This window comes from Pseudooceanicola nanhaiensis DSM 18065 (genome assembly GCF_000688295.1).
Lineage (GTDB): Bacteria > Pseudomonadota > Alphaproteobacteria > Rhodobacterales > Rhodobacteraceae > Pseudooceanicola > Pseudooceanicola nanhaiensis.
On the sequence record NZ_JHZF01000011.1, the window covers coordinates 550,473 to 569,376 of the forward strand.

The window sequence follows — 18,904 nt, forward strand, 5'->3', positions numbered from 1 at the left end:
GGTAAAGAAGTTTTTTGGCAGCGCAGAAACACGCTGAAATGGAAGGGAAATTCGGATGGCGCGCCCAACCTTGACGGGAAGCCGGATCCGCGAACGGCGGGCCCTGCGCGGGATGCGGCAGGCCGAGCTGGCGCGACGGGCCGGGATCTCGGCCTCCTACCTCAACCTGATCGAGCACAACCGGCGCAGAATCGGCGGCAAGCTGCTGCTCGACATCGCCGCGGCGCTGGACGTGGAACCATCGCTCCTCTCCGAGGGCGCCGAGGCCGCGCTGATCGCCACCCTGCGCGAAGCGGCCGCCGACCGGGCCGAGGCGGGGGCCGAGGCCGACGCGGTGGAGGAGCTCGCCGGCCGGTTTCCGGGCTGGGCCGCCCTTGTCGCCGCGCAGCACCGCGCCATCGAGGGGCTGGAACGCACGCTCGAGGTGCTCACCGACCGTCTGACCCACGACCCGCACCTCGCCGCGTCGATGCACGAGGTGCTCTCGACCGTGACGGCGATCCATTCCACGGCCTCGATCCTCGTCGAGACGAAGGAGATCGAGCCGGAATGGCGCGACCGCTTCCACCGCAACATCAACGAGGACAGCCAGCGCCTGGCCGAAGGCGCGCAGCGGCTGGTGAGCGAGCTGGAGGCCGGGCAGCGCCGCCAGGACACGCTGGGCGCGCCGCAGGACGAGGTGGAGCGCTTCCTGGCCGCCCGGGGCTTCCACCTGCCGGAACTCGAGGCCGGGGGCGGTGCAACCCCGGCCGAGGTGATCGCCGAGGCCGGAGAGGCGCTGAGCTCCACCGCCGCGCGCGAGATGGCGCAGGGGATCCTCGCCCGCTACGCCGAGGACGCCGCACGGCTGGCGGTCGGCCCGGTGACGGAGGCGGCTGCCGAAACGCTCGATCCCGGCTGGCTCGCCGCCCGGTTCGGCGTCGGGCCCGGTGCGATGATGCGCCGCCTCGCGAGCCTGCCGCCCGAGGCCGCGGCGACACTGGGCGGGCCCTTCGGGCTCGTGGCCTGCGACGCGAGCGGGACCTTCACCTTCCGCCGCCCGCTGCCCGGCTTCCCGCTGCCGCGGTTCGGCGCGGCCTGTCCGCTCTGGCCGCTGTTCCAGGCACTGTCGCGCCCGATGATCCCGCTCCGCCAGCGCCTCCGCCTTGCCAGCCGCGCCGAAGGCTGGTTCGTCACCCATGCGGTGGCCGAGCCCGTGGGCGTGGTGCAGGCCGGTCGGGAGCCGCTGTTCGAGGCGCATATGCTGATCGTGCCGGACCGTGACGAGAGCGAGGAGGGGCTGCGCCGGGTCGGTGTCACCTGCCGGATCTGCCCGCGGGCGGAGTGCCGCGGACGGCGCGAACCCTCGATCATGGCCGAGAGCGCCGCCGCCGGGTGACCTAAAGTAAATTATCCACAGTGCGGAATAACGTTTTTGACAGGTTGCATTTCCTGCCTGATAACAAGCGGACAAGAAGAAAAAGAAACGCTCGGAAGGGAGGGGAGGACCTGATGGGCAAGACCGTTCTTGTGATCGAGGACGAACCCAACATCATCGAAGCCATCGGTTTCATCCTGTCACGCGACGGCTGGCGGGTGGCGACGCATTCCAACGGGGTCGACGCGGTGGAGGCGGTGCGCGCGCGCGCGCCCGACCTCGTGATCCTCGACGTGATGCTGCCCGGCCGCTCGGGCTATGACATCCTGCGCGACCTGCGCGCGGGCGAGGGAACATCGGACCTGCCGGTGCTGCTGCTGACCGCGCGCGGGCAGACCAAGGACCGCGAGATGGCCGAAAGCTACGGTGCCTCGCGGTTCATGACCAAGCCCTTCTCGAACGCCGAGGTCCTGGAAGCGGTCCGCGACCTCGCCGGCGGATAGGCGGATGGCCCGGCCGCCGCGTGTGCTCTTCCTCGAGCGCCGGACCTACCGGCGGCGGCGGCTGGCGGACCTGGCCCGGCTGATGCCGGTGATCGGGCTGGTGCTGCTGCTGGTGCCGCTGCTCTGGCAGGAGGGCGCGGGCGGCATGCCGACGAGCCGGGCGATCCTGTGGATCTTCGGCGTCTGGGTGGTGCTGGTGGCGGCGACCGCATGGCTCGCCTCGCGCCGGCTCGAATCCGAGCTCGACGCCCAGGGCACGCCGCGGCCCCTGCCGGAGGCGGACCGCGGGGCGCGGCGCTGATGGCCTCGCTGAACCTGCTCATCGGCGTCTGCCTGAGCTACGTGGCGATCCTGTTCCTCGTCGCCTTCGCGGCCGAGCGCGCGGCGATGCGGGGCCGGGGCCACTGGCTGCGTTCGCCGCTCGTCTACACGCTGTCGCTGTCGATCTACTGCACCGCCTGGACCTTCTACGGCGCGGTCGGATACGCGGCGCGTTCGGGGCTCGAATACCTGACGATCTACATCGGCCCCAGCCTGGTGATGGTCGGCTGGCTCTGGGCCGTGCGCAAGATCGTCCGCATCGGACGGACCCAGCGGATCACCTCGGTCGCGGACCTGATCTCGTCCCGCTACGGCAAGTCGAACCTGCTGGCGGTCTGCGTGACGGTGCTCGCCGTGATCGGGACGACGCCCTATATCGCGCTGCAACTTCAATCGGTTGTCGAGAGCTTCTCAAGCTTTGCATTGGCCGATCCCGACGTCACGCCGAAGGGCGACAGCGCCTCCACGGCGCTCTGGGTCGCCGCGGGTCTGGCCTTCTTCACGGTGCTCTTCGGGACGCGGAACCTCGATGCCAACGAACGGCACCACGGGGTCGTCATGGCGATCGCGGTCGAGGCGGTGGTCAAGCTGGTGGCGCTGATGGCGGTCGGCATCTTCGTCGTCTGGGGGATCGGCGGGGGCCTGTCCGAGACGATGGCGCGGATCGACGCCTCCCGGCTCGGGCACTGGCAGATGGCCAACGGTCGCTGGGCCGGGCTGATCTTCCTCGCGGGCGCGGCGCTCTTCTGCCTGCCGCGGATGTTCCAGGTCCTCGTGGTCGAGAACGACGACGAGAGCCACCTGCGCACGGCGGCCTGGGCCTTCCCGGCCTACCTGATGCTGATGTCGCTCTTTGTGGTGCCGATCGCGGTGACCGGGCTCGAGCTGCTGCCCGAGGGCTCCAACCCCGACCTCTTCGTGCTGACCGTCCCGCTCGCCGCGGGGCAGGAGGGGCTGGCGATGCTGTCCTTCCTCGGCGGCTTCTCCTCGGCCACCTCCATGGTGATCGTCGCCTCGATCGCGTTGTCGACCATGGTCTCGAACCACATCGTCATGCCGATCTGGCTCAAGGCCACCGGCGGCGGGGCCGCGATCTCGGGCGATGTGCGCCACGTCGTCCTGCTGGCGCGCCGGCTGTCGATCGTGGGGGTCCTGCTGCTCGGGTATCTCTATTACCGCGTCTCCGGCGGGGGCGAGGCGCTGGCCGCCATCGGCCTGATCTCGTTCTCGGGCGTCGCGCAGTTCCTGCCCGCGCTGCTCGGCGGGATCTTCTGGCGCGGGGCCACCCGCATGGGGGCCTTCGCGGGGCTGATGATCGGCTCGGTTCTCTGGGTCTGGTGCCTGTTCCTGCCCAGCTTCGGCCCGGACGTCATCATCCCCGGCGAGGTGATGCTGCACGGCCCCTTCGGCTTCGGCTGGCTGCGGCCCTACGCGCTGTTCGGCATTGCCGGGCTCGATCCGCTGGTCCACGGCGTGCTGTGGTCGATGCTCTTCAACGCGGGCGCCTTCGCGCTGGTCTCGGTCTTCACCTTCCCCTCGCCGATGGAGCGGCTCCAGGGCGCGCAATTCGTCAACGTCTTCGCCCATTCCGAGGCGCCGCAGGGCTGGCAGGGCGGCGCCGCGCAGAGCGAGGACCTGATGATCATGGCGCAGCGCATCCTCGGCGCGGCCGACGCGCAGGCGCTCTTCCAGGACGCCGCGCGGCGTCAGGGGCTGCCGGGCTATCTGCCCGAGCCGACGGCGGAATTCCTCCAGCGGCTCGAGCGCGAGCTGTCCGGATCGGTCGGCGCGGCGACCGCCCATGCGATGGTCGGCCAGATCGTCGGCGGCGCCTCCGTCTCGGTCGAGGAGCTGATGGCGGTGGCCGACGAGACCGCGCAGATCATGGAATACTCCTCCCAGCTCGAGGCGAAATCCGAGGAGCTCGCCCGCACCGCCCGCCAGCTCAGGGCGGCGAACGACAAGCTCACCCAGATCTCGGTGCAGAAGGATGCCTTCCTCAGCCAGATCAGCCACGAGCTGCGCACGCCGATGACCTCGATCCGGGCGTTCTCCGAGATCCTGCGCGACGAGGGCGGCCTCAGCGCGGCAGAGCGCGGCAAATATGCCTCGATCATCCTCGAGGAGGCGGTGCGGCTGACGCGACTGCTCGATGACCTGCTGGATCTCAGCGTGCTGGAAAACGGGCAGGTGAACCTCAACTTCCGCGAGGCGGTGCTGTCCGACGTGCTCGACCATTCGGTCCGCGCCGCGTTGCAGGAGCGCGGCATCGAGATACGGCGCGATCCGCAGGCCGAGGCGCTGGTGGTCGAGACCGATGTCGACCGCCTGTCGCAGGTCTTCATCAACCTGATCGCCAATGCGCAGAAATACTGCGACGCAGCCCAGCCCGTGCTGACCATCGCCGTCAGCCGGCACAGAGGCGCGATCCACGTCGATTTCTCGGACAACGGCTCGGGTGTGGAGACCGGGATGCAGGGGCTGATCTTCGAGAAATTCTCGCGCATCGGTCACCATCAGGCGGGCGGCGCGGGGCTGGGGCTGGCGATCTGCCGCGAGGTGATGGCCCGGCTCGGGGGCTCCATCGCCTATCTGCCGGGGCAGGGCGGCGCCGCCTTCCGCGTGACGCTGCCCGGCGAACGGGCGCTGGCCGCGCAGTGACCGGCGCGGCCGGTGCGATCGGTTAAAGCCGTTGGTAACCATCTCCGGCCTAGTGTGCGGCGAAGCAGGTGCCCGCATCCGGCGGTGGAGGATATGATCAGCGACTCTCCCAATGCAGTCCTGCGCCGCAAGACCAGCGCGGCGCGCGAGGTATGGCAGGCGCGCGCCATGTCGCCCGCGAAGGCGTTGAAGCTCGCCTTCGCACGGGCGGCGGACGACCTGATGGACCTCGCCATGGCGGTCTCGTCGGTCGAGGCCGACACGCCCGGCGCCGAAGAGATGCTCGGCGCGCTTGAGGACGGGGAGCTTCTGGTTCTGCTCGACGGTCCCGGCGGGGCGATCGGGGTGGCGGCCCTGGCCTTCCCCGTGGTCGCCGGGCTGGTCGAGATGCTGACCATGGGCCGCGTGATGGGCGGCCCGCTCGAACCGCGGCGCCCGACCCGGACCGATGCCGCGATGATCGCGCCGCTGATCGACGCGGCCTTCGCCAACCTCGCCGAGCTGCTCAAGGGCGAGGCGGCGGAAGAGCAGTTCGCGGGCTACCGCTTCGGCGTGATGCTCGACAATCCGCGCATGGTCGGGCTCGCCATCGAGGCGACGGACTTCACCCGCTACCGCATGCGGCTGGACGTGGCCGGCGCCCGTGACGGGGAGGTGACGCTGGCGCTGCCCCTGCGCGAGGCCGCGCCCCAGCCCTCGGCGGACGAGGGGGCGGAGGGCGAGGCGCCCGCAAGCGTGCCGCTCAGCCCCGTGGTGATGGCGGCGCGCGCGCGGCTCGACGCCGTGCTGCACCGGTTCAGCCTGCCGCTGGCGGAGGTCGGGAGGCTCAAGCCCGGCGACCTGCTGGAGGTGCCCAGGAGCGCGTTGTCGGACACCATCCTGGAAGCCGGCCCGCGTCACCGCATCGCCGCGGCGCGGCTTGGCCAGCTGAACGGCTTCCGCGCCGTGCGGTTGACCCCGGCGGAAGGCGCGGCAGCCGCGGGCCATGTGGGGACCGGTCCGCCGCCCGCAGAGCCGCCTGCGCCCGACGCGGAGGCTGCGCCGCCCGATGCGGCCGAGGTTGGAGGGCTGCCGGAGCCCGGGACACTTCCCGCGCCCGGCGCTCCGATGGAGATGGGGGAACTGCCGTCCTTCGACGACCTGCCGGAGCTGGGAGACCTCCCCCAGCTGGACGACCTGCCGGAACTCGACGACCTGCCGGAGCTGGACGGCGAGGCCGAGGAGCTGCCCGATTTCGGCGCAGCCCCGATGCCGGGGCTGCCGCCGCTCGGGGATTAACCGGCGGAGAGCTCGTCGAGCCGCGGGCGCAGCTGGTTCAGGTCGTAGCCCGCCTTGGCCGCCGCCGCGATCAGCTCGTCCGGGGCGTCGCCCGCAGTGGCGCGGCCGAGTGCCCAGACCGTGGTGCAGCGGGTGCCCGAGGCACAATAGGCGAGCACCGGACCGGGGGCGTCCTCGATCGCGGCCATGTGCTCGGCGATCCGCTCGGGCGTCATGGTCGGATAGGTCAGCGGCAGGGTGACGAAGTCGATCCCCGCCTCCTGCGCCGCGGCCTCGACCGCGGCGGCCTGGTATTCGGGCGGGTTCTCGGCGTCGGGCCGGTTGCAGATGATGCGGGTGAAGCCCGCCTCCTTGATCGCGGCGACGTCCTCGGGCGCGATCTGGGGCGAAACGGCGTAGCGGGGGGTGACGGGGCGAATATCCATGATCGTCAGCCTTATTCCGCCGGCACGGCCCTGTCCAGACGCGCCCGGAGCCGCGGCGCGAGCCACATGCCCGCCACCATCGCGAGGGCGAAGATCAGCCCGCCCGTTCCCCCGTAGGAGAGCGAGGCCACGGCCGGCCCCGGGCAGAGCCCGGCGAGCCCCCAGCCCATGCCGAAAAGCACCGAGCCGATCACGATCATGCGGTCGACCTCGGCCCCGGGCGCGGGCGGGAAGCGGTCGCCCGCCAGCGGGCGCCGCAGGACCCGGGCCACCTGCCAGGCAATGGCCATCGGAATGATCGCGCCGCCCATGACGAAGGCGAGCGTGGGATCCCAGTCGCCGAAGACGTCGAGCCAGCCCTGCACCTTCACGGTGTCGGTCATGCCCGAAAGCAGGAGGCCGATGCCGAAGAGGCTCCCGGCGAGAAGCGAGACGAGGCTGCGCATCAGATCACCCCCAGGACGTGGCGGAAGACCGTGACGGTGAGCCCGCCCGCCAGGATGTAGAAGACGGTCGCCACGATGCCGCGCAGCGACAGCCGCGAGATCCCGCAGACCCCGTGGCCCGAGGTGCAGCCGTTGGCGATCCGCGTGCCGATGCCGACCAGCAGCCCTGCGGCGACCAGCACCGCGATGTCCGAGGTGACGCGGGTGTCCGGCGCGCCCACGACGAGCGCGAGCAGGGCCGGCGCGCCGAAGAGCCCGGCGAGGAAGGTCAGCCGCTCGGCCGTTCGGTCCGAGCCGTCGACCGCGCCGCCGATGATGCCGCTCGCGCCCATGATCCGCCCGTTGCCGAGCAGGTAGACCGCCCCGGCGAGGCCGATGATCAGCCCCCCGAGGAGGCCCATGATCCAGTCAGGTTGCATGTTTCTGTCTCCCCCTCAGAGCTTGTTCACCGGGACCTTGAGAAAGACATCGCCCTTCTCGTCCGCCGGAGGCATGTGGCCCGCGCGCATGTTCACCTGCAGCGAGGGGATGATCAGCTTCGGCATCGCCAGGGTCGCGTCGCGCGCATCGCGCATCGCCACGAAGTCCTCGGCCGATGTGCCCTGGCCGACGTGGATGTTGAGCGCCTTCTGCGCGCCCACCGTGGTCTCCCAGGCATAGGCATCGCGGCCGGGCGCCTTGTAATCGTGTCCGACGAAGATCCGGGTCTCGTCCGGCAGGGCGAGGATCTTCTGGATCGAGGCATAGAGCGCCTCGGACGAGCCGCCCGGGAAATCGCAGCGCGCGGTGCCGAAATCCGGCATGAAGAGCGTGTCGCCCACGAAGGCCGCGTCGCCGATCACGTAGGTCAGGCAGGCGGGCGTGTGGCCCGGCGTGTGCAGCACGTCCCCGCGCAGCTGGCCGATGTGGAAGCTGTCGCCCTGCTGGAAGAGCCGGTCGAACTGCGACCCGTCACGCTGGAACTCGGTGCCTTCGTTGAAGACCTTGCCGAAGGTGTCCTGCACCAGCGTGATCCGGTCGCCGATGCCGATCTTCCCGCCAAGCTTTTCCTGGATGTAGGGCGCGGCCGAAAGGTGGTCGGCATGGACATGCGTCTCGAGGAGCCATTGCACCTCGAGCCCGTGATCCCGGACGAAGGCGATGATCGCATCGGCCGACCGGGTGTCGGTGCGGCCCGAACTGTAGTCGAAGTCGAGCACGGAATCGACCACCGCGCAGGCGCTCCCCGCGGGGTCGCGGACCACGTAGGAGATCGTGTTGGTGGCGTCGTCGAAGAAGGCTGTGACGTCGGGTTTCATGAGTACCCCCAAGGTTGTTTCCTGACTTCATATAATGAAAATGGAATGTGATGCAAGATCTGCCCAAGCATTCCAGCGCGGATTCCCGCCGTCGAGGGCGAAAAGCGGGGGATAAGTCCAAAAATGTCCGGGGTTGTCCGCGATGCGGAATATTCGGCATTGCCGCAGGGGAAGCCTGATACTATCTTCAGGCACAGGCGGAAACGCCTGGGAGGAAATTGCGGGCCTTTCACCGGATGGCCCGCGGCATCAGTCGGAAGTGGGGATAACATGGCGTGACGGCGCTCTCCGTCGCGCGAAGGAGGAGTATGTCCATGACGGAACTCGATTCGACTGCACGGGCCATCGTGTCCGAGATCGCCTTGGCCGACCCGGCCACGCGTCACGTCCATCTGGACAAGCTGCATGGCGTGATCAGCAAGTACGCACTCACCGGAAACGGGATTCCGCGCCAGCTGCGGCAACTTCAGGAAGATCTGACGAACGAGGCCATCGAGGCCCGGTTCGACAACCTGCCCGTGTAGACCCGTCCCGCCACCGGCGGGGCCCCGCACCGCGGTCGTGCCCCCGGGCGCGACATCGAAAACACCGCCCCCGCCCGGCGCCCGCCCGGCGGGGGTTTTCGTTCGGCGCGCAGGCGGGCTTCTGTTCGGAGGGCTTGTATTCGGGGGGCCAGGGCATAGGCTACCGCCGACAATGGGCCGCGGCACCGCGCAGGAAGCGGGGGCGCCGTGCGGGGGCACGGGAGGGCCGAGGTGGCGGGAACCGTCAGGATGCATCGGGAGGGGCCGGTCGCAGTCCTTTTGCTGGACCATCCGCCGGCGCAGATCCTGTCGCAGCGGGCGCGCAAGGGGCTGATGACGGCGCTCGACCGGGCCGAGGCCGATCCCGCGATCCGCGCGGTGATCATCGGCGATGCCTCGGGCGGATTTCCCGGACAGGTCAACCCGCGCGAATTCGGCGCACCGCTGGCCGCGCCGGTGCCCGCGGCGCTCGCACTCAGGATCGAGAGCTTTCCCAAGCCGGTCGTCGCCCTGCTCGCGGGCAACGTCACCGGGGCAGGGGCCGAGCTCGCGCTGGCGGCCGATGCGCGCGTCGCGGTACCCGCGGCCCGGATCGGTTTTGCCGACACGCTGATCGGGCTGCCGCCCTCGGCCGGGGCGACCCAGAGGCTGCCGCGGCTGATCGGGGCCCACCATGCGCTGACGCTGATGCTGACCGGGCGCAACTACCCGGTCACCAGCGAGGTCGCGCAGGGCATCTTCGACGCCATCGTGCCCGCCGCCAAGGCCGAGGCGAAGGCGCGGGAGATCGCGCTCGCGCTGGCCGAGGCGCCGGACCGGCCGCGCGCGCGCGACCGGACCGAAGGTTTCGCGGATGCCGGTGCCTATCAGGCGGAACTGGCCCGCCGCCGCGCCAATGCCGCGCCCGATGACCGGATGGTGGCGGCGGTCTGCCGGGCGGTCGAGGCGGCGCAGCTGTTCCCCTTCGAGGCCGGGCTGGAGCTCGAACAGGAGTTCTTCGACGAGATCGCGGCAAGCGACCGCGCCCGCGGACTGCGCCACGCGCTGATCGCCGAGACCCGGGTCAGCGCCGGGATCAAGGCGCCGCCGGTGGCGCTCGCCGGGATCCTCGCGCTCGGCCCCGGGGCACCGGCGCTCGTCGCGACGCTCGCGCAGCGCGGGATCGGCGTCGTGGTGCACGAGCCCGACCGCCATCGCGCCGCCCGCTTCGCCGCGGCCCTGCGCCGGGCGCTGGCGGCCAGGGCCTCGCTCCGGGCGCAGACCGGCGCGGCGGGCGAGCGGCCGGAGGACCGGGTGATCCTGCAGTCGGACATCGCGGCGATGACCACGGCAGAACTGCTGCTCGACCTCTCCCCCGACGATCCGGCGGCGAAATCGGCCGCGCTCGTCGCGCTGGCGGCACTGCCCGAAAGCGATGCGCCGGTGCTGAGCGCGACCCGGCACCTCGACACCGCGAACCTGGCGCCCCGGGCGGCGCGCGGCCGGGTGATCGGCCTGCACCTGCCCGGGCGCAGCTTTCCCGCGCACCTGGCCGAGCTGGTCGTCACCCCCGGGACCACCAGCCGCGCCCATGGCCGCGCCCGGCGGTTCATGCAGCAGATCCGGCGCATCCCGGTGCGGGTGAGCGCCTCGGACGGGCTGGCCGGGCCCGCGATGATGGGCGCGCTCCTTGCCGCGGCGGACGCGCTGGTCCGGGTCGGGCTGGACGCCGGCGAGATCGACGCGGCGATGACGGGCTACGGATTCGCGCGCGGCCCCTATGCCATGCTGGGCGAGATCGCGGCCATGGCCCATGCCGAGCGCGAGGCCCGGCTGGGCCGCGCAGCGGGCCTGTCGTCGCTGATCGCGCGCGCCGGGCTGAAGCCGGGGCGGGATAGGTGCAGCGGAGCGCTTCAGGCGCTGGTGGCCGAGGCCCGCGCGGGGCGTCCCGCGGAGCACGCCCATGGCTGGCGCGCCTCGGAGGTGCGCACCGCGCTGCTGGCGGCCCTGGTCAACGAGGGCGCGCGGCTTCTCGCGGACAGGGTCGTGGCCCGGCCGCTGGTGCTCGACGTGGTGATGGTGCAGGGCTACGGCTTCCCGCGGACGCAGGGCGGGCCGATGCAGGCCGCCGAGACGATCGGGCTCGGGCATCTGTCGCAGGCGATGCGGGTGCTCGCAGAGCTCGACAAGTCGGTCTGGGCGCCGCACCCGCTGATCGGCGACCTGATGGCCAACGGGGTCGGGTTCTCGGACCTGAACGGCTGAGCGTCAGCCGAGGAAGACGCCGAGGATCACCAGCATCAGCCCGATGACCGACAGGAAGAGCGCGCCGAGGTTCAGCGGCAGGGCCTTCTGCACGGCCGCGCGCAGCTCCTCGTCGGTGAGCTTCGCCTTGCGGGCGCGGTTCACCTTGGCGATCGACCAGAAAAGCCCCGCGAGCCCCAGCAGCGAGAGCGCCGCGCCGCCCCAGATCAGGTAGTCCATGCCATCTCCGCCCGGTTGTGATCCGCGATGCGCCTAAAAGATGCCGGCCCCGGTTGCAAGCCCCGCGGCCCCCTTGCGGGACGCGCGGCGGGGCGCTATCGGGGAACCTCCCGCAGCGATGGAGGCTCAAGATGGATGACGGCGTGATCGACAACGGCGAGGCCAGCTACCGCGTGACCGCGAACGAACTGCGCCAGTTCATCGAGCGGATCGAGCGGCTGGATGCCGAGAAGAAGGACCTGGCGGACCAGCAGAAGGAAGTCATGGCCGAGGCGAAGGCGCGCGGCTACGACACCAAGGTCATGCGCAAGGTCATCGCGCTGCGCAAGCGCGACAAGGACGACATCGCCGAGGAAGAGGCGGTGCTCGAGATGTACAAGGAAGCGCTCGGCATGAGCTGAGGCCCGGCCTGCCGCCCTGGCGGCAGGCGGCGCAGGGGGGCGCTGCCCCCCCTTTCGCGTCCCGAGGACGCGAAATTCACCCCCGGGATATTCTTGACCAGAGGAAGCAGGGGAACCTGTCGGGGCGTGGCTTGTCATCCGCGCGGGCGCGCGGTTTGGTGGTGTCGGAACGACAGGAGGTTTCGATGGCCGGCAAGACCGCACCGACGCTCGACGAACTGCGCGCGCGCTATGGCAACGACAAGGGCACCGCGTTCTACGATCCGCGGCTGAAGGCGGTGGCCGACGGCATCTTCGGGGAGGGCGGCCGCCGGGCCTGGCCCTTCGCGGGGGTCTCGACCCTGCTCGACGCGCCCTACCGGCCGCAGGACGCGGGCGTGCTGGCCGATGGCGGGCGGATCGAGGGGCTCGACGTGGCGCTGGTCGGCGTGCCGATGGATCTGGGCGTGACCAACCGGGCGGGCGCGCGGCGCGGGCCCAAGGCGGTGCGCGAGATCGAGCGGATCGGACCGTGGAACCGGGTCATGGACGTGGCCCCGATGCAGGTGCTGAAGGTGGCCGACATCGGCGACGTGCCGATGCGCTCGCGCTATGACCTCACCTCCTGCCACGAGGATATCGAGACCTTCTACACGGCGCTCGCCGCCTCGGGCATCCCGCCGCTTTCGGTCGGGGGCGACCATTCGATCTCGCGCCCGATCCTGAAGGCGCTGGCCGGGGTGCACGGTCCGCTCGGCATGGTGCATATCGATGCGCATGCGGATACGTCGGGCGTCTACGAGGGGGCGAAGTTCCATCATGGCGGCCCGTTCCGGCAGGCGGTTCTGGAGGGCAGCCTCGACCCCGCGCGGACCATCCAGATCGGCATCCGGGGCGGCGGGGATTTCCTGTGGGAATTCTCCTACGAGAGCGGGATGACCGTGATCCATGCCGAGGAACTGGCCGGGATGGGACTGCCCGCGGTCATCGCCAGGGCGCTCGAGGTGGTGGGCGCGGGCCCGACCTATGTCAGCTTCGATGTCGATTCGCTCGACCCGGCCTTCGCACCCGGAACCGGCACGCCCGAGGTCGGCGGGCTGACCCCGCGCGAGGCGCTGGCGATCCTGCGCGGGCTCAAGGGCATCGACATGAAGGGCGGCGACGTGGTGGAGGTCGCGCCCTCCTACGATCCGACCTCGAACACCGCGCAGGCCGCGGCGCAGGTGCTCTTCGAACAGCTCTGCCTGATGGCCTTCGTGCCGGGACGCTGAAAGGACACGCTCGCGGGCGGTCTCAAAACCTTGATTGGTTGTTTCAGTTCCGATCTCTTAGACCGGGTCGTGACGTTGGGAAGTTCAAGGACAGGCTGAGTATGTGGGCAAGGGTCAAGGTGGGCGTGCGCGCCGCGGTTCTGGCTCTGGCGGGGGGCGTTGCGGCGTCCGCGCCGGTGGCGGCCGAAGGCGCGCGCCCTGTTGTGGTCGAGCTCTACACCTCGCAGGGATGTTCGTCCTGCCCGCCGGCCGATGCCTTCTTCTCGACGCTCGCCGAGCGCGAGGACGTGATCGCCCTGGGCCTGCATGTCGATTACTGGGATTACATCGGCTGGAAGGACGTCTTCGCCAGCCCGCTCTTCACCAAGCGCCAGAAGTCCTATGCGCGCCACGCCGGGCGCCGTTCGATCTATACCCCGCAGATGATCATCCACGGGCAGGAGGATGTCGTGGGCACCCACCCGGTCGACGTGGCCGAGCTCATCATGCGCTACCGCGCCGTGCCCGCCGCGGTGACCGTCGAACTGGAGCGCCTCGGCGCCGGCAGGGTGGGGATCGAGGCCGAGGCGGCGCAGGGCTTCACCCAACCGTTGACCGTGCAGCTGGTCCGCTACGCGCCCTCGGCCCGGATCGAGGTGCTGCGCGGCGAGAACGCGGGCAAGACGCTGGTCTACAGCAACATCGTCACCGAATGGCACAACCTGGGCGAATGGGACCCGCGCACCCCGCTCGACATCGAGGCGGAGGCCGCGGGCGATGACCCGGTCGTGGTGCTGATCCAGCACGCGGGCCCCGGCGCGATCGAGGCCGCGGCGCGGCTGCGCTGACGCCTCAGGCCGTGCCGTCCTGCACCGCGCGCCAGCGGCGGTGGATCCAGAGCCACTGGTCGGGATGGGCGCGGACCCGCGCCTCGAGCGAATCGTTGAGCGCCTGCATCATTTCGGCCGGCTCGCCCGGCGGGATCGGCGCCTCGACCTCGATCCGGAAGGACAGGCCGTCGGGCTGGCGGATCGTGTAGATCGGAATCAGCGGCGCGCCGTATTTCACCGCCATCTCGGCCGGCGAGAGCGCGGTCATCGCCGTAACGCCGAAGAACTCCAGCGCCACCCCGTCCTCCATGTGCTGGTCGTGCAGGATCGCCACGGCGCCGCCCGAGCGGACGTATTTCACCATGTCGGCGAGGCCCCGGCGCGAGCGGGGGAAGAGCGGCGTGGCATTCGCCTCCATCATCCGGACGTAATGCAGGTTGAAGGGCACGTTGCTCATCGGGCGGTAGAGGCCGCCGAGCGCGCCGTAGCGCTGGCGCATGAGGGCGCGGAAGATCGCGTAATTGCTGAAATGGCCCGAGACGAGGATCATCGGCCGGTGATGCTCCATCCCGTCGAGCAGGGTCTCGACACCGGGGCCTTCGAGGGCGATGTCGCGGATCCGCGCGTCGACCTCGTCGGGCGAGAAGAACTCCATCACCGTGCGGCCGACCTGGTCGGGGACCAGGCGGACCAGCCGCTCGACCTCGTCCCGAGGCAACTCGGGCCAGGCGAGCGCGAGGTTGTCGCGGATGCGGCGGCGCCAGCCCGCAAGCGGCGCGATCACGGCGGAGGTGAAGCGGCCGAAGGCGCGCACCCTCGTCTCGTAGGGCAGGAGCCGCATCAGGCCGAGCGCGCCCATCAGGGCGGCGTTGACCGCGTGATCGCCGATCCGCTCGGGCAGGGACCGGGGCTCGGGCGCGCTGGCGCTCATCGGTGCTCTCCCTGTCAGGGCGCCGTGCGGGCCCCGTGTTCGCGGTGCCAGACATAGAGCCCGGACCCGACGATCACAAGCGCGCCGACCCATGTCCAGAGGTCGGGCCATTCGCCGAAGGCGACGATTCCGAAGAGCGTGGCGAAGACCAGCCCGACATAGCCGAAGGGGGCGAGCACCGCGGCCTCGCCTGCGGTGAAGGCGCGGATCAGCAGAAGCTGGCCCAGCGTGCCGAAACCCGCGAGCATGAGCATCAGCACCACGCCCTTCGGCGTGACCGGCTGCCAGTGGAAGGGCACCAGCACGGTCAGGATGATCGCCCCGAAGAGCGCCCCGTAGAGCAGCGAGGTCCAGGGATCCTCGGACCGGCCGACGTAGCGCGTCATCAACGCGTAGCCGGCGTAGGTGAAGGCGGCGCAGAACGGCAGGAGCGACCAGAGCGAGAAGACCGCGCCGCCCGGCCGGATCACGATCATCGCCCCCACGAGCGAGATCGCGATGGCCACGATCCGGCGCGGTCCGACGGTTTCGCCAAGGAAGAGCGCGGCGCCGAGGGTGATGAGCACCGGGTTCACATCCATGATCGCCGTGGCCTGGGCGAGGCCGATATGCGAGATGCCGAAGAAGAAGAGCGTGGTCGAGCACATCAGGAAGGCCGAGCGCAGCAGCTGCAGGCCCGGGAAGCGCGTGCGCGCCACGGCGCCCAGACGGCGCGAGACCAGCGCCAGCACCAGCAGCGACTGGCCCGCGTAGCGCGCCCAGAGCGCGACGACGGTGCCCGATTCCTGCGACAGGGCCTTGGCGGTGGCGTCCATCGACGTGAAGCAGAAGATTGCCGCCAGCATCAGCAGGATGGCGCGGGAATTGTCGGCGACGGGCAGGGGGGCGCTCACCAAGTTGCTGCCTGCGGGCGGGGGCGGGGTGACCCCGGGGGCGGAAGGAGCGGCGCGCATGTCATGGCGGCAGCCATAGGCGGGGGCGCGGGGAATGTCCACGCGGGCCGGAGGGGCGGGCGGTCAGCCTGGGGCAGGCGGGGGTGTGCGGGCACGGACCGGACCGCCGCGCGGTCCGAGGTCCGGCCGGTCCGGGCGCGGCAGCCGGGCCCGACCCTTTTCGATGGGCGTGGGGATATCGCGGGACCGCGCCTGCCTGCCGCCTGCGCGACATATGCGCTTCGTCCCGTCGCCGGTTTGCGGGGACGGGCCTTCCTGGCCGACAGCGGGCGCGTCGGGGCCTCGGCGCGCCGCGGAGAGCCGGACCTGCGAGGTCGCGCGCGGGCCGCGGCGGGCCAGGCTGAGCGCCTCGCCTCTTTGCCCTGCGGGCGAACCGGGGCGTCCCGGCTTCCGGCCGGGAGGCGTCCGCGGTGTCGGTCGGGCCCCGGGCGCCCCTCGGCGTCGATCGGCGTTCAGGCGTCCTCCTGATCCTCGTCCGTGAGCAGGAGCAGATCGCCCGCCGCCTCCATTTCGCGGATTGCGTTCACGATCTCGGTCATCGCCGCCTCCGCGTCCTTCGCCTTGATCTTGCCGAGGTCCCTGGCGTCCTCGCGCAGCTGTTCGGCCAGGCGGCCGGACATGTTGCCCAGAAGGTACTCCGCCGCCTTGGTTTCCGGCCCGGTGCCGCCGCTGCCCGCGGCGATGGCGGTGATCAGGGCGCTCTGGTCGAGGTTGCGGACCACCTTTGGCACGTCGCGGGGGGCAATCCGAGCGGGAATGTTGGCGAAGGTGAAGATCGCCCGGCGAACCTCCTCGGCGAAATCGGAATCGGTCTCGTCGAGCCCGGTCAGCATGTCGTCGCGCGTGTTCGCGGTGGAATAGTTGAGGATCGCGCCCACCATCTCGGCCGGGCCCTTGTCGAAGACCGAGCCGCGCCGCGCCTCGACCTGCGCGGCAAGCGAGAGGCCGATGCGTTCCAGCGCCTCGGGGGTGACGCCGGTGGTCTGGCTGATGGCATAGGTGATCCGGCGGGCACGGGCGCCGGGCAGGGCGCCCAGCACCTCGGCCGCGCGGCCGACATCGAGCTTCGACAGCACGATGGCGCCGACCTCGGTGCTTTCCTGTTCGATGAGCGGCAGGAGGTCCTTGACATCGAGCTGCCGGATCCGGTCCCAGGGATCGCCGGCCTGCTTCACCCCCGCCTCCTTCCGCAGCCGCGCGGCGGTATGCGGCGAGATCTGGCCGTCGAGCGCCGTCAGCGCCCCGGCGATCCCCTTCGGAAAGGTGAGGCCCAGCCCTTCGAGCTCGTCGGCGAATTCCTCCACGACCTCGTCGAGCGTCGCACGGTCGATCGGGCGCATGGAGCCCAGGATCTGTGTGAGATCGGCCTGCAATTCGTCCGGCAGGTCGCGGAGTGGCAGCGTCTCGCCCTCTGCCAGCAGCAGACGGACGACGATCGCCGCCTTCTGCCGCCGCGTCAGTGCGGCGCGTCCCCCGCCGCGGGGGGGTGTCATTTGTCCGAGCGGCGCAAGCGTGCCCATCTCTGCCTCGTTCCTGCTGTCCCCGCAAGGCTAGCCGGAAAGTCGTGAACGAGTGGTTTAGACGGGCAGCCGGATCAGCCGTTCACCTGCTGGACGCAGGTCCTTGCCTCGGCATCCCAGACATAGCCCTCGGCGCAGGAGCTGGCCTGCCGCTCGTGATAGGCGCAGCTGGCAGAGGCGAGCGCGGGAAGGAAGGCAAGAACCGAGGCCGTCAGGATCGTGCGGATCGTCATGTCGATGTCTCCCGTTGGATGCGTCGAGCATAGCATGACGCAGGGTCATCTCCAATGGTACAGAGGGAGACCGCCGGGAGAGGACGACAGGCAGCGGAAGAATGGGGGCTCTGCCCCCGTCGCGGGTCTGTCGACCCGCGACTCCCCCGGGATACATGAACCAGAGGAAAGTGGGGACCAGAGGAAAGAGGGGCGTCAGCTTTCGCCGAAGACGCGGGCGAAGATCGTGTCGACGTGCTTCGTGTGGTAATCCATGTCGAACTTCTCGTTGATCCGGTCGACGCCGAGCGCCTTCACCACGTCCTCGTCGGCGAGGAGCTGCTCGCGGAAATCGACGCGGTCTTCCCAGACCTTGAGCGCGTTGCGCTGGACCATGGCGTAGGCATCTTCCCGCGACACGCCGGCCTGGGTCAGGGCGAGGAGCACCCGCTGGGACATCACGAGGCCCGGGAAGCGGTTCATGTTCTCGAGCATGTTCTCGGGGAAGATCAGCATCTTGTCGATCACGCCGGCAAGCCGGTTCAGCGCGAAGTCGAGGGTGATCGTAGCATCCGGGCCGATGCCGCGTTCGACGGAGCTGTGCGAGATGTCGCGCTCGTGCCAGAGGGCCACGTTCTCCATCGCCGGGACGACCGCCATGCGCACCAGGCGGGCGAGGCCGGTGAGGTTCTCGGTCAGCACCGGGTTCTTCTTGTGCGGCATCGCCGAGGAGCCCTTCTGGCCCATCGAGAAGAACTCCGCCCCTTCCAGGACCTCGGTGCGCTGCATGTGCCGGATCTCGATCGCGACGTTCTCGATCGAGGAGGCGATGACACCGAGCACCGCGAAGAACATCGCGTGGCGGTCGCGCGGGATCACCTGGGTGGAGATCGGCTCGGGCTTCAGGCCGAGTTGCGCGCAGACATGTTCCTCCACGCGGGGGTCGATGTTGGCGAAGGTGCCGACGGCGCCCGAGATCGCGCCGGTGGCGATCTCCTCGCGCGCGGCTTGCAGGCGCGCCTTGTTGCGGTCCATCTCGGCGTAGAAGCGGGCGAAGGTCAGGCCCATCGTCGTGGGCTCGGCATGGATCCCGTGGGAGCGGCCGACGCGCACGGTCATCTTGTGCTCCATCGCGCGCTTCTTCAGCGCGGCCAGCACGCGGTCGAGATCGGCCAGCAGGATGTCGGCGGCCCGGGTCAGCTGCACGTTGAGGCAGGTGTCGAGCACGTCCGACGAGGTCATCCCCTGGTGCACGAAGCGCGCCTCTTCCGAACCGACGTGTTCGGCCAGATGGGTCAGGAAGGCGATGACGTCATGCTTGGTGACGGCCTCGATCTCGTCGATGCGGGCGACGTCGAACTCCACGTCCTTCGCCTTCCACACCGCCTCGGCGTTCTCGCGCGGGATGACGCCGAGATCCGCCATGGCGTCGCAGGCATGGGCCTCGATCTCGTACCAGATGCGGAACTTGGTGGCGGGCTCCCAGATCGCGGTCATCTCGGGGCGGGAATAGCGGGGGATCATGGGCGCGGCGCTCCTTTACCTTGTTCGC

At 70.3% G+C, this 18,904-nt stretch carries 20 protein-coding genes; 10 read left to right on the forward strand and 10 right to left on the reverse strand.

Annotated elements, in window-relative coordinates; translation table 11 throughout:
• Positions 1–55 precede the first annotated feature (55 nt).
• The 5 genes from Q344_RS0103565 (at position 56) to Q344_RS23020 (ending at position 6,120) form a co-directional block, all read left to right on the forward strand.
• The gene (locus Q344_RS0103565; protein ID WP_028285460.1) at positions 56–1,378 is read left to right on the forward strand and encodes a helix-turn-helix domain-containing protein; all 1,323 of its coding nucleotides are present in this window, start codon (positions 56–58) and stop codon (positions 1,376–1,378) included.
• A 113-nt stretch (positions 1,379–1,491) separates the two neighbouring features.
• On the forward strand, positions 1,492–1,860 hold the full coding sequence (locus Q344_RS0103570) for a response regulator transcription factor (protein WP_028285461.1): 369 nt from the start codon (positions 1,492–1,494) through the stop codon (positions 1,858–1,860).
• A gap of 4 nt (positions 1,861–1,864) precedes the next feature.
• Positions 1,865–2,161: a hypothetical protein gene (locus Q344_RS23015; protein WP_036538264.1), complete on the forward strand. Its 297-nt coding sequence runs from the start codon at positions 1,865–1,867 to the stop codon at positions 2,159–2,161.
• On the forward strand, positions 2,161–4,842 hold the full coding sequence (locus Q344_RS0103580) for an ATP-binding protein (protein ID WP_028285462.1): 2,682 nt from the start codon (positions 2,161–2,163) through the stop codon (positions 4,840–4,842). The genes Q344_RS23015 and Q344_RS0103580 overlap by 1 nt, the downstream gene beginning before the upstream one ends.
• Before the next feature lie 93 nt (positions 4,843–4,935).
• Positions 4,936–6,120: a FliM/FliN family flagellar motor C-terminal domain-containing protein gene (locus Q344_RS23020; protein WP_051630247.1), complete on the forward strand. Its 1,185-nt coding sequence runs from the start codon at positions 4,936–4,938 to the stop codon at positions 6,118–6,120.
• Here the strand turns inward: Q344_RS23020 and Q344_RS0103590 are convergent.
• From Q344_RS0103590 to Q344_RS0103605, 4 genes are read right to left on the reverse strand one after another with little or no spacing between them, the layout of a single operon-like run.
• Positions 6,117–6,545, reverse strand: a complete 429-nt coding sequence (locus Q344_RS0103590; RefSeq protein WP_028285463.1) for a protein tyrosine phosphatase family protein — start codon at positions 6,543–6,545, stop codon at positions 6,117–6,119. The genes Q344_RS23020 and Q344_RS0103590 overlap by 4 nt on opposite strands.
• An 11-nt stretch (positions 6,546–6,556) precedes the next feature.
• The gene (locus tag Q344_RS0103595) at positions 6,557–6,991 is read right to left on the reverse strand and encodes a DUF6691 family protein (protein ID WP_028285464.1); all 435 of its coding nucleotides are present in this window, start codon (positions 6,989–6,991) and stop codon (positions 6,557–6,559) included.
• Positions 6,991–7,410, reverse strand: a complete 420-nt coding sequence (locus Q344_RS0103600; RefSeq protein ID WP_028285465.1) for a YeeE/YedE family protein — start codon at positions 7,408–7,410, stop codon at positions 6,991–6,993. Before Q344_RS0103600 ends, Q344_RS0103595 begins: the two co-directional genes overlap by 1 nt.
• 15 nt (positions 7,411–7,425) lie before the next feature.
• Entirely contained in the window at positions 7,426–8,289 is an 864-nt protein-coding gene (locus tag Q344_RS0103605) for an MBL fold metallo-hydrolase (RefSeq protein ID WP_036538269.1), read from the reverse strand.
• Positions 8,290–8,603: 314 nt separating this feature from the next.
• Between Q344_RS0103605 and Q344_RS0103610 the strand changes: the two genes are divergently transcribed.
• Both Q344_RS0103610 and Q344_RS0103615 read left to right on the forward strand, forming a co-directional pair.
• Positions 8,604–8,813, forward strand: coding sequence for a hypothetical protein (locus Q344_RS0103610; RefSeq protein WP_156954622.1), 210 nt, complete (start codon positions 8,604–8,606; stop codon positions 8,811–8,813).
• Positions 8,814–9,044: 231 nt separating this feature from the next.
• A complete protein-coding gene (locus Q344_RS0103615) occupies positions 9,045–11,057 on the forward strand; it encodes an enoyl-CoA hydratase/isomerase family protein (protein WP_156954623.1) in 2,013 nt (670 codons plus the stop codon).
• A gap of 3 nt (positions 11,058–11,060) precedes the next feature.
• Here the strand turns inward: Q344_RS0103615 and Q344_RS0103620 are convergent, their stop codons facing one another.
• On the reverse strand, positions 11,061–11,276 hold the full coding sequence (locus Q344_RS0103620) for a hypothetical protein (protein WP_028285469.1): 216 nt from the start codon (positions 11,274–11,276) through the stop codon (positions 11,061–11,063).
• Positions 11,277–11,407: 131 nt separating this feature from the next.
• On the opposite strand from Q344_RS0103620, the gene Q344_RS0103625 reads away from it, so the two are divergent.
• The 3 genes from Q344_RS0103625 (at position 11,408) to Q344_RS0103635 (ending at position 13,754) form a co-directional block, all read left to right on the forward strand.
• Entirely contained in the window at positions 11,408–11,677 is a 270-nt protein-coding gene (locus Q344_RS0103625) for a DUF2312 domain-containing protein (protein ID WP_028285470.1), read from the forward strand.
• A 185-nt stretch (positions 11,678–11,862) separates the two neighbouring features.
• The gene (gene speB / locus Q344_RS0103630) at positions 11,863–12,927 is read left to right on the forward strand and encodes an agmatinase (protein ID WP_028285471.1); all 1,065 of its coding nucleotides are present in this window, start codon (positions 11,863–11,865) and stop codon (positions 12,925–12,927) included.
• 101 nt (positions 12,928–13,028) lie between these two features.
• On the forward strand, positions 13,029–13,754 hold the full coding sequence (locus tag Q344_RS0103635; RefSeq protein WP_084178286.1) for a DUF1223 domain-containing protein: 726 nt from the start codon (positions 13,029–13,031) through the stop codon (positions 13,752–13,754).
• Between the two features lie 4 nt (positions 13,755–13,758).
• On the opposite strand, the gene Q344_RS0103640 is transcribed toward Q344_RS0103635, so the two are convergent.
• The 5 genes from Q344_RS0103640 to purB form a co-directional block, all read right to left on the reverse strand.
• Positions 13,759–14,667: a lysophospholipid acyltransferase family protein gene (locus tag Q344_RS0103640; RefSeq protein ID WP_084178287.1), complete on the reverse strand. Its 909-nt coding sequence runs from the start codon at positions 14,665–14,667 to the stop codon at positions 13,759–13,761.
• Between the two features lie 14 nt (positions 14,668–14,681).
• Positions 14,682–15,560, reverse strand: a complete 879-nt coding sequence (locus tag Q344_RS0103645) for a DMT family transporter (protein WP_229669128.1) — start codon at positions 15,558–15,560, stop codon at positions 14,682–14,684.
• A 512-nt stretch (positions 15,561–16,072) separates the two neighbouring features.
• On the reverse strand, positions 16,073–17,113 hold the full coding sequence (locus Q344_RS0103655) for a flagellar motor switch protein FliG (protein WP_229669129.1): 1,041 nt from the start codon (positions 17,111–17,113) through the stop codon (positions 16,073–16,075).
• A 101-nt stretch (positions 17,114–17,214) separates the two neighbouring features.
• On the reverse strand, positions 17,215–17,373 hold the full coding sequence (locus tag Q344_RS26310) for a hypothetical protein (protein WP_169739174.1): 159 nt from the start codon (positions 17,371–17,373) through the stop codon (positions 17,215–17,217).
• A gap of 195 nt (positions 17,374–17,568) precedes the next feature.
• Entirely contained in the window at positions 17,569–18,876 is a 1,308-nt protein-coding gene (gene purB, locus Q344_RS0103665) for an adenylosuccinate lyase (RefSeq protein ID WP_028285476.1), read from the reverse strand.
• Between the last annotated feature and the right edge of the window lie 28 nt (positions 18,877–18,904).

Coding starts and splice junctions, on each gene's coding strand:
- Q344_RS0103565 (WP_028285460.1), top strand. CDS start 56: ATGGCGCGCCCAACCTTGACGGGAAGCCGGATCCGCGAACGGCGGGCC.
- Q344_RS0103570 (WP_028285461.1), top strand. CDS start 1,492: ATGGGCAAGACCGTTCTTGTGATCGAGGACGAACCCAACATCATCGAA.
- Q344_RS23015 (WP_036538264.1), top strand. CDS start 1,865: ATGGCCCGGCCGCCGCGTGTGCTCTTCCTCGAGCGCCGGACCTACCGG.
- Q344_RS0103580 (WP_028285462.1), top strand. CDS start 2,161: ATGGCCTCGCTGAACCTGCTCATCGGCGTCTGCCTGAGCTACGTGGCG.
- Q344_RS23020 (WP_051630247.1), top strand. CDS start 4,936: ATGATCAGCGACTCTCCCAATGCAGTCCTGCGCCGCAAGACCAGCGCG.
- Q344_RS0103590 (WP_028285463.1), bottom strand. CDS start 6,545: ATGGATATTCGCCCCGTCACCCCCCGCTACGCCGTTTCGCCCCAGATC.
- Q344_RS0103595 (WP_028285464.1), bottom strand. CDS start 6,991: ATGCGCAGCCTCGTCTCGCTTCTCGCCGGGAGCCTCTTCGGCATCGGC.
- Q344_RS0103600 (WP_028285465.1), bottom strand. CDS start 7,410: ATGCAACCTGACTGGATCATGGGCCTCCTCGGGGGGCTGATCATCGGC.
- Q344_RS0103605 (WP_036538269.1), bottom strand. CDS start 8,289: ATGAAACCCGACGTCACAGCCTTCTTCGACGACGCCACCAACACGATC.
- Q344_RS0103610 (WP_156954622.1), top strand. CDS start 8,604: ATGACGGAACTCGATTCGACTGCACGGGCCATCGTGTCCGAGATCGCC.
- Q344_RS0103620 (WP_028285469.1), bottom strand. CDS start 11,276: ATGGACTACCTGATCTGGGGCGGCGCGGCGCTCTCGCTGCTGGGGCTC.
- Q344_RS0103625 (WP_028285470.1), top strand. CDS start 11,408: ATGGATGACGGCGTGATCGACAACGGCGAGGCCAGCTACCGCGTGACC.
- speB (WP_028285471.1), top strand. CDS start 11,863: ATGGCCGGCAAGACCGCACCGACGCTCGACGAACTGCGCGCGCGCTAT.
- Q344_RS0103635 (WP_084178286.1), top strand. CDS start 13,029: ATGTGGGCAAGGGTCAAGGTGGGCGTGCGCGCCGCGGTTCTGGCTCTG.
- Q344_RS0103640 (WP_084178287.1), bottom strand. CDS start 14,667: ATGAGCGCCAGCGCGCCCGAGCCCCGGTCCCTGCCCGAGCGGATCGGC.
- Q344_RS0103655 (WP_229669129.1), bottom strand. CDS start 17,113: ATGACACCCCCCCGCGGCGGGGGACGCGCCGCACTGACGCGGCGGCAG.
- Q344_RS26310 (WP_169739174.1), bottom strand. CDS start 17,373: ATGACGATCCGCACGATCCTGACGGCCTCGGTTCTTGCCTTCCTTCCC.
- purB (WP_028285476.1), bottom strand. CDS start 18,876: ATGATCCCCCGCTATTCCCGCCCCGAGATGACCGCGATCTGGGAGCCC.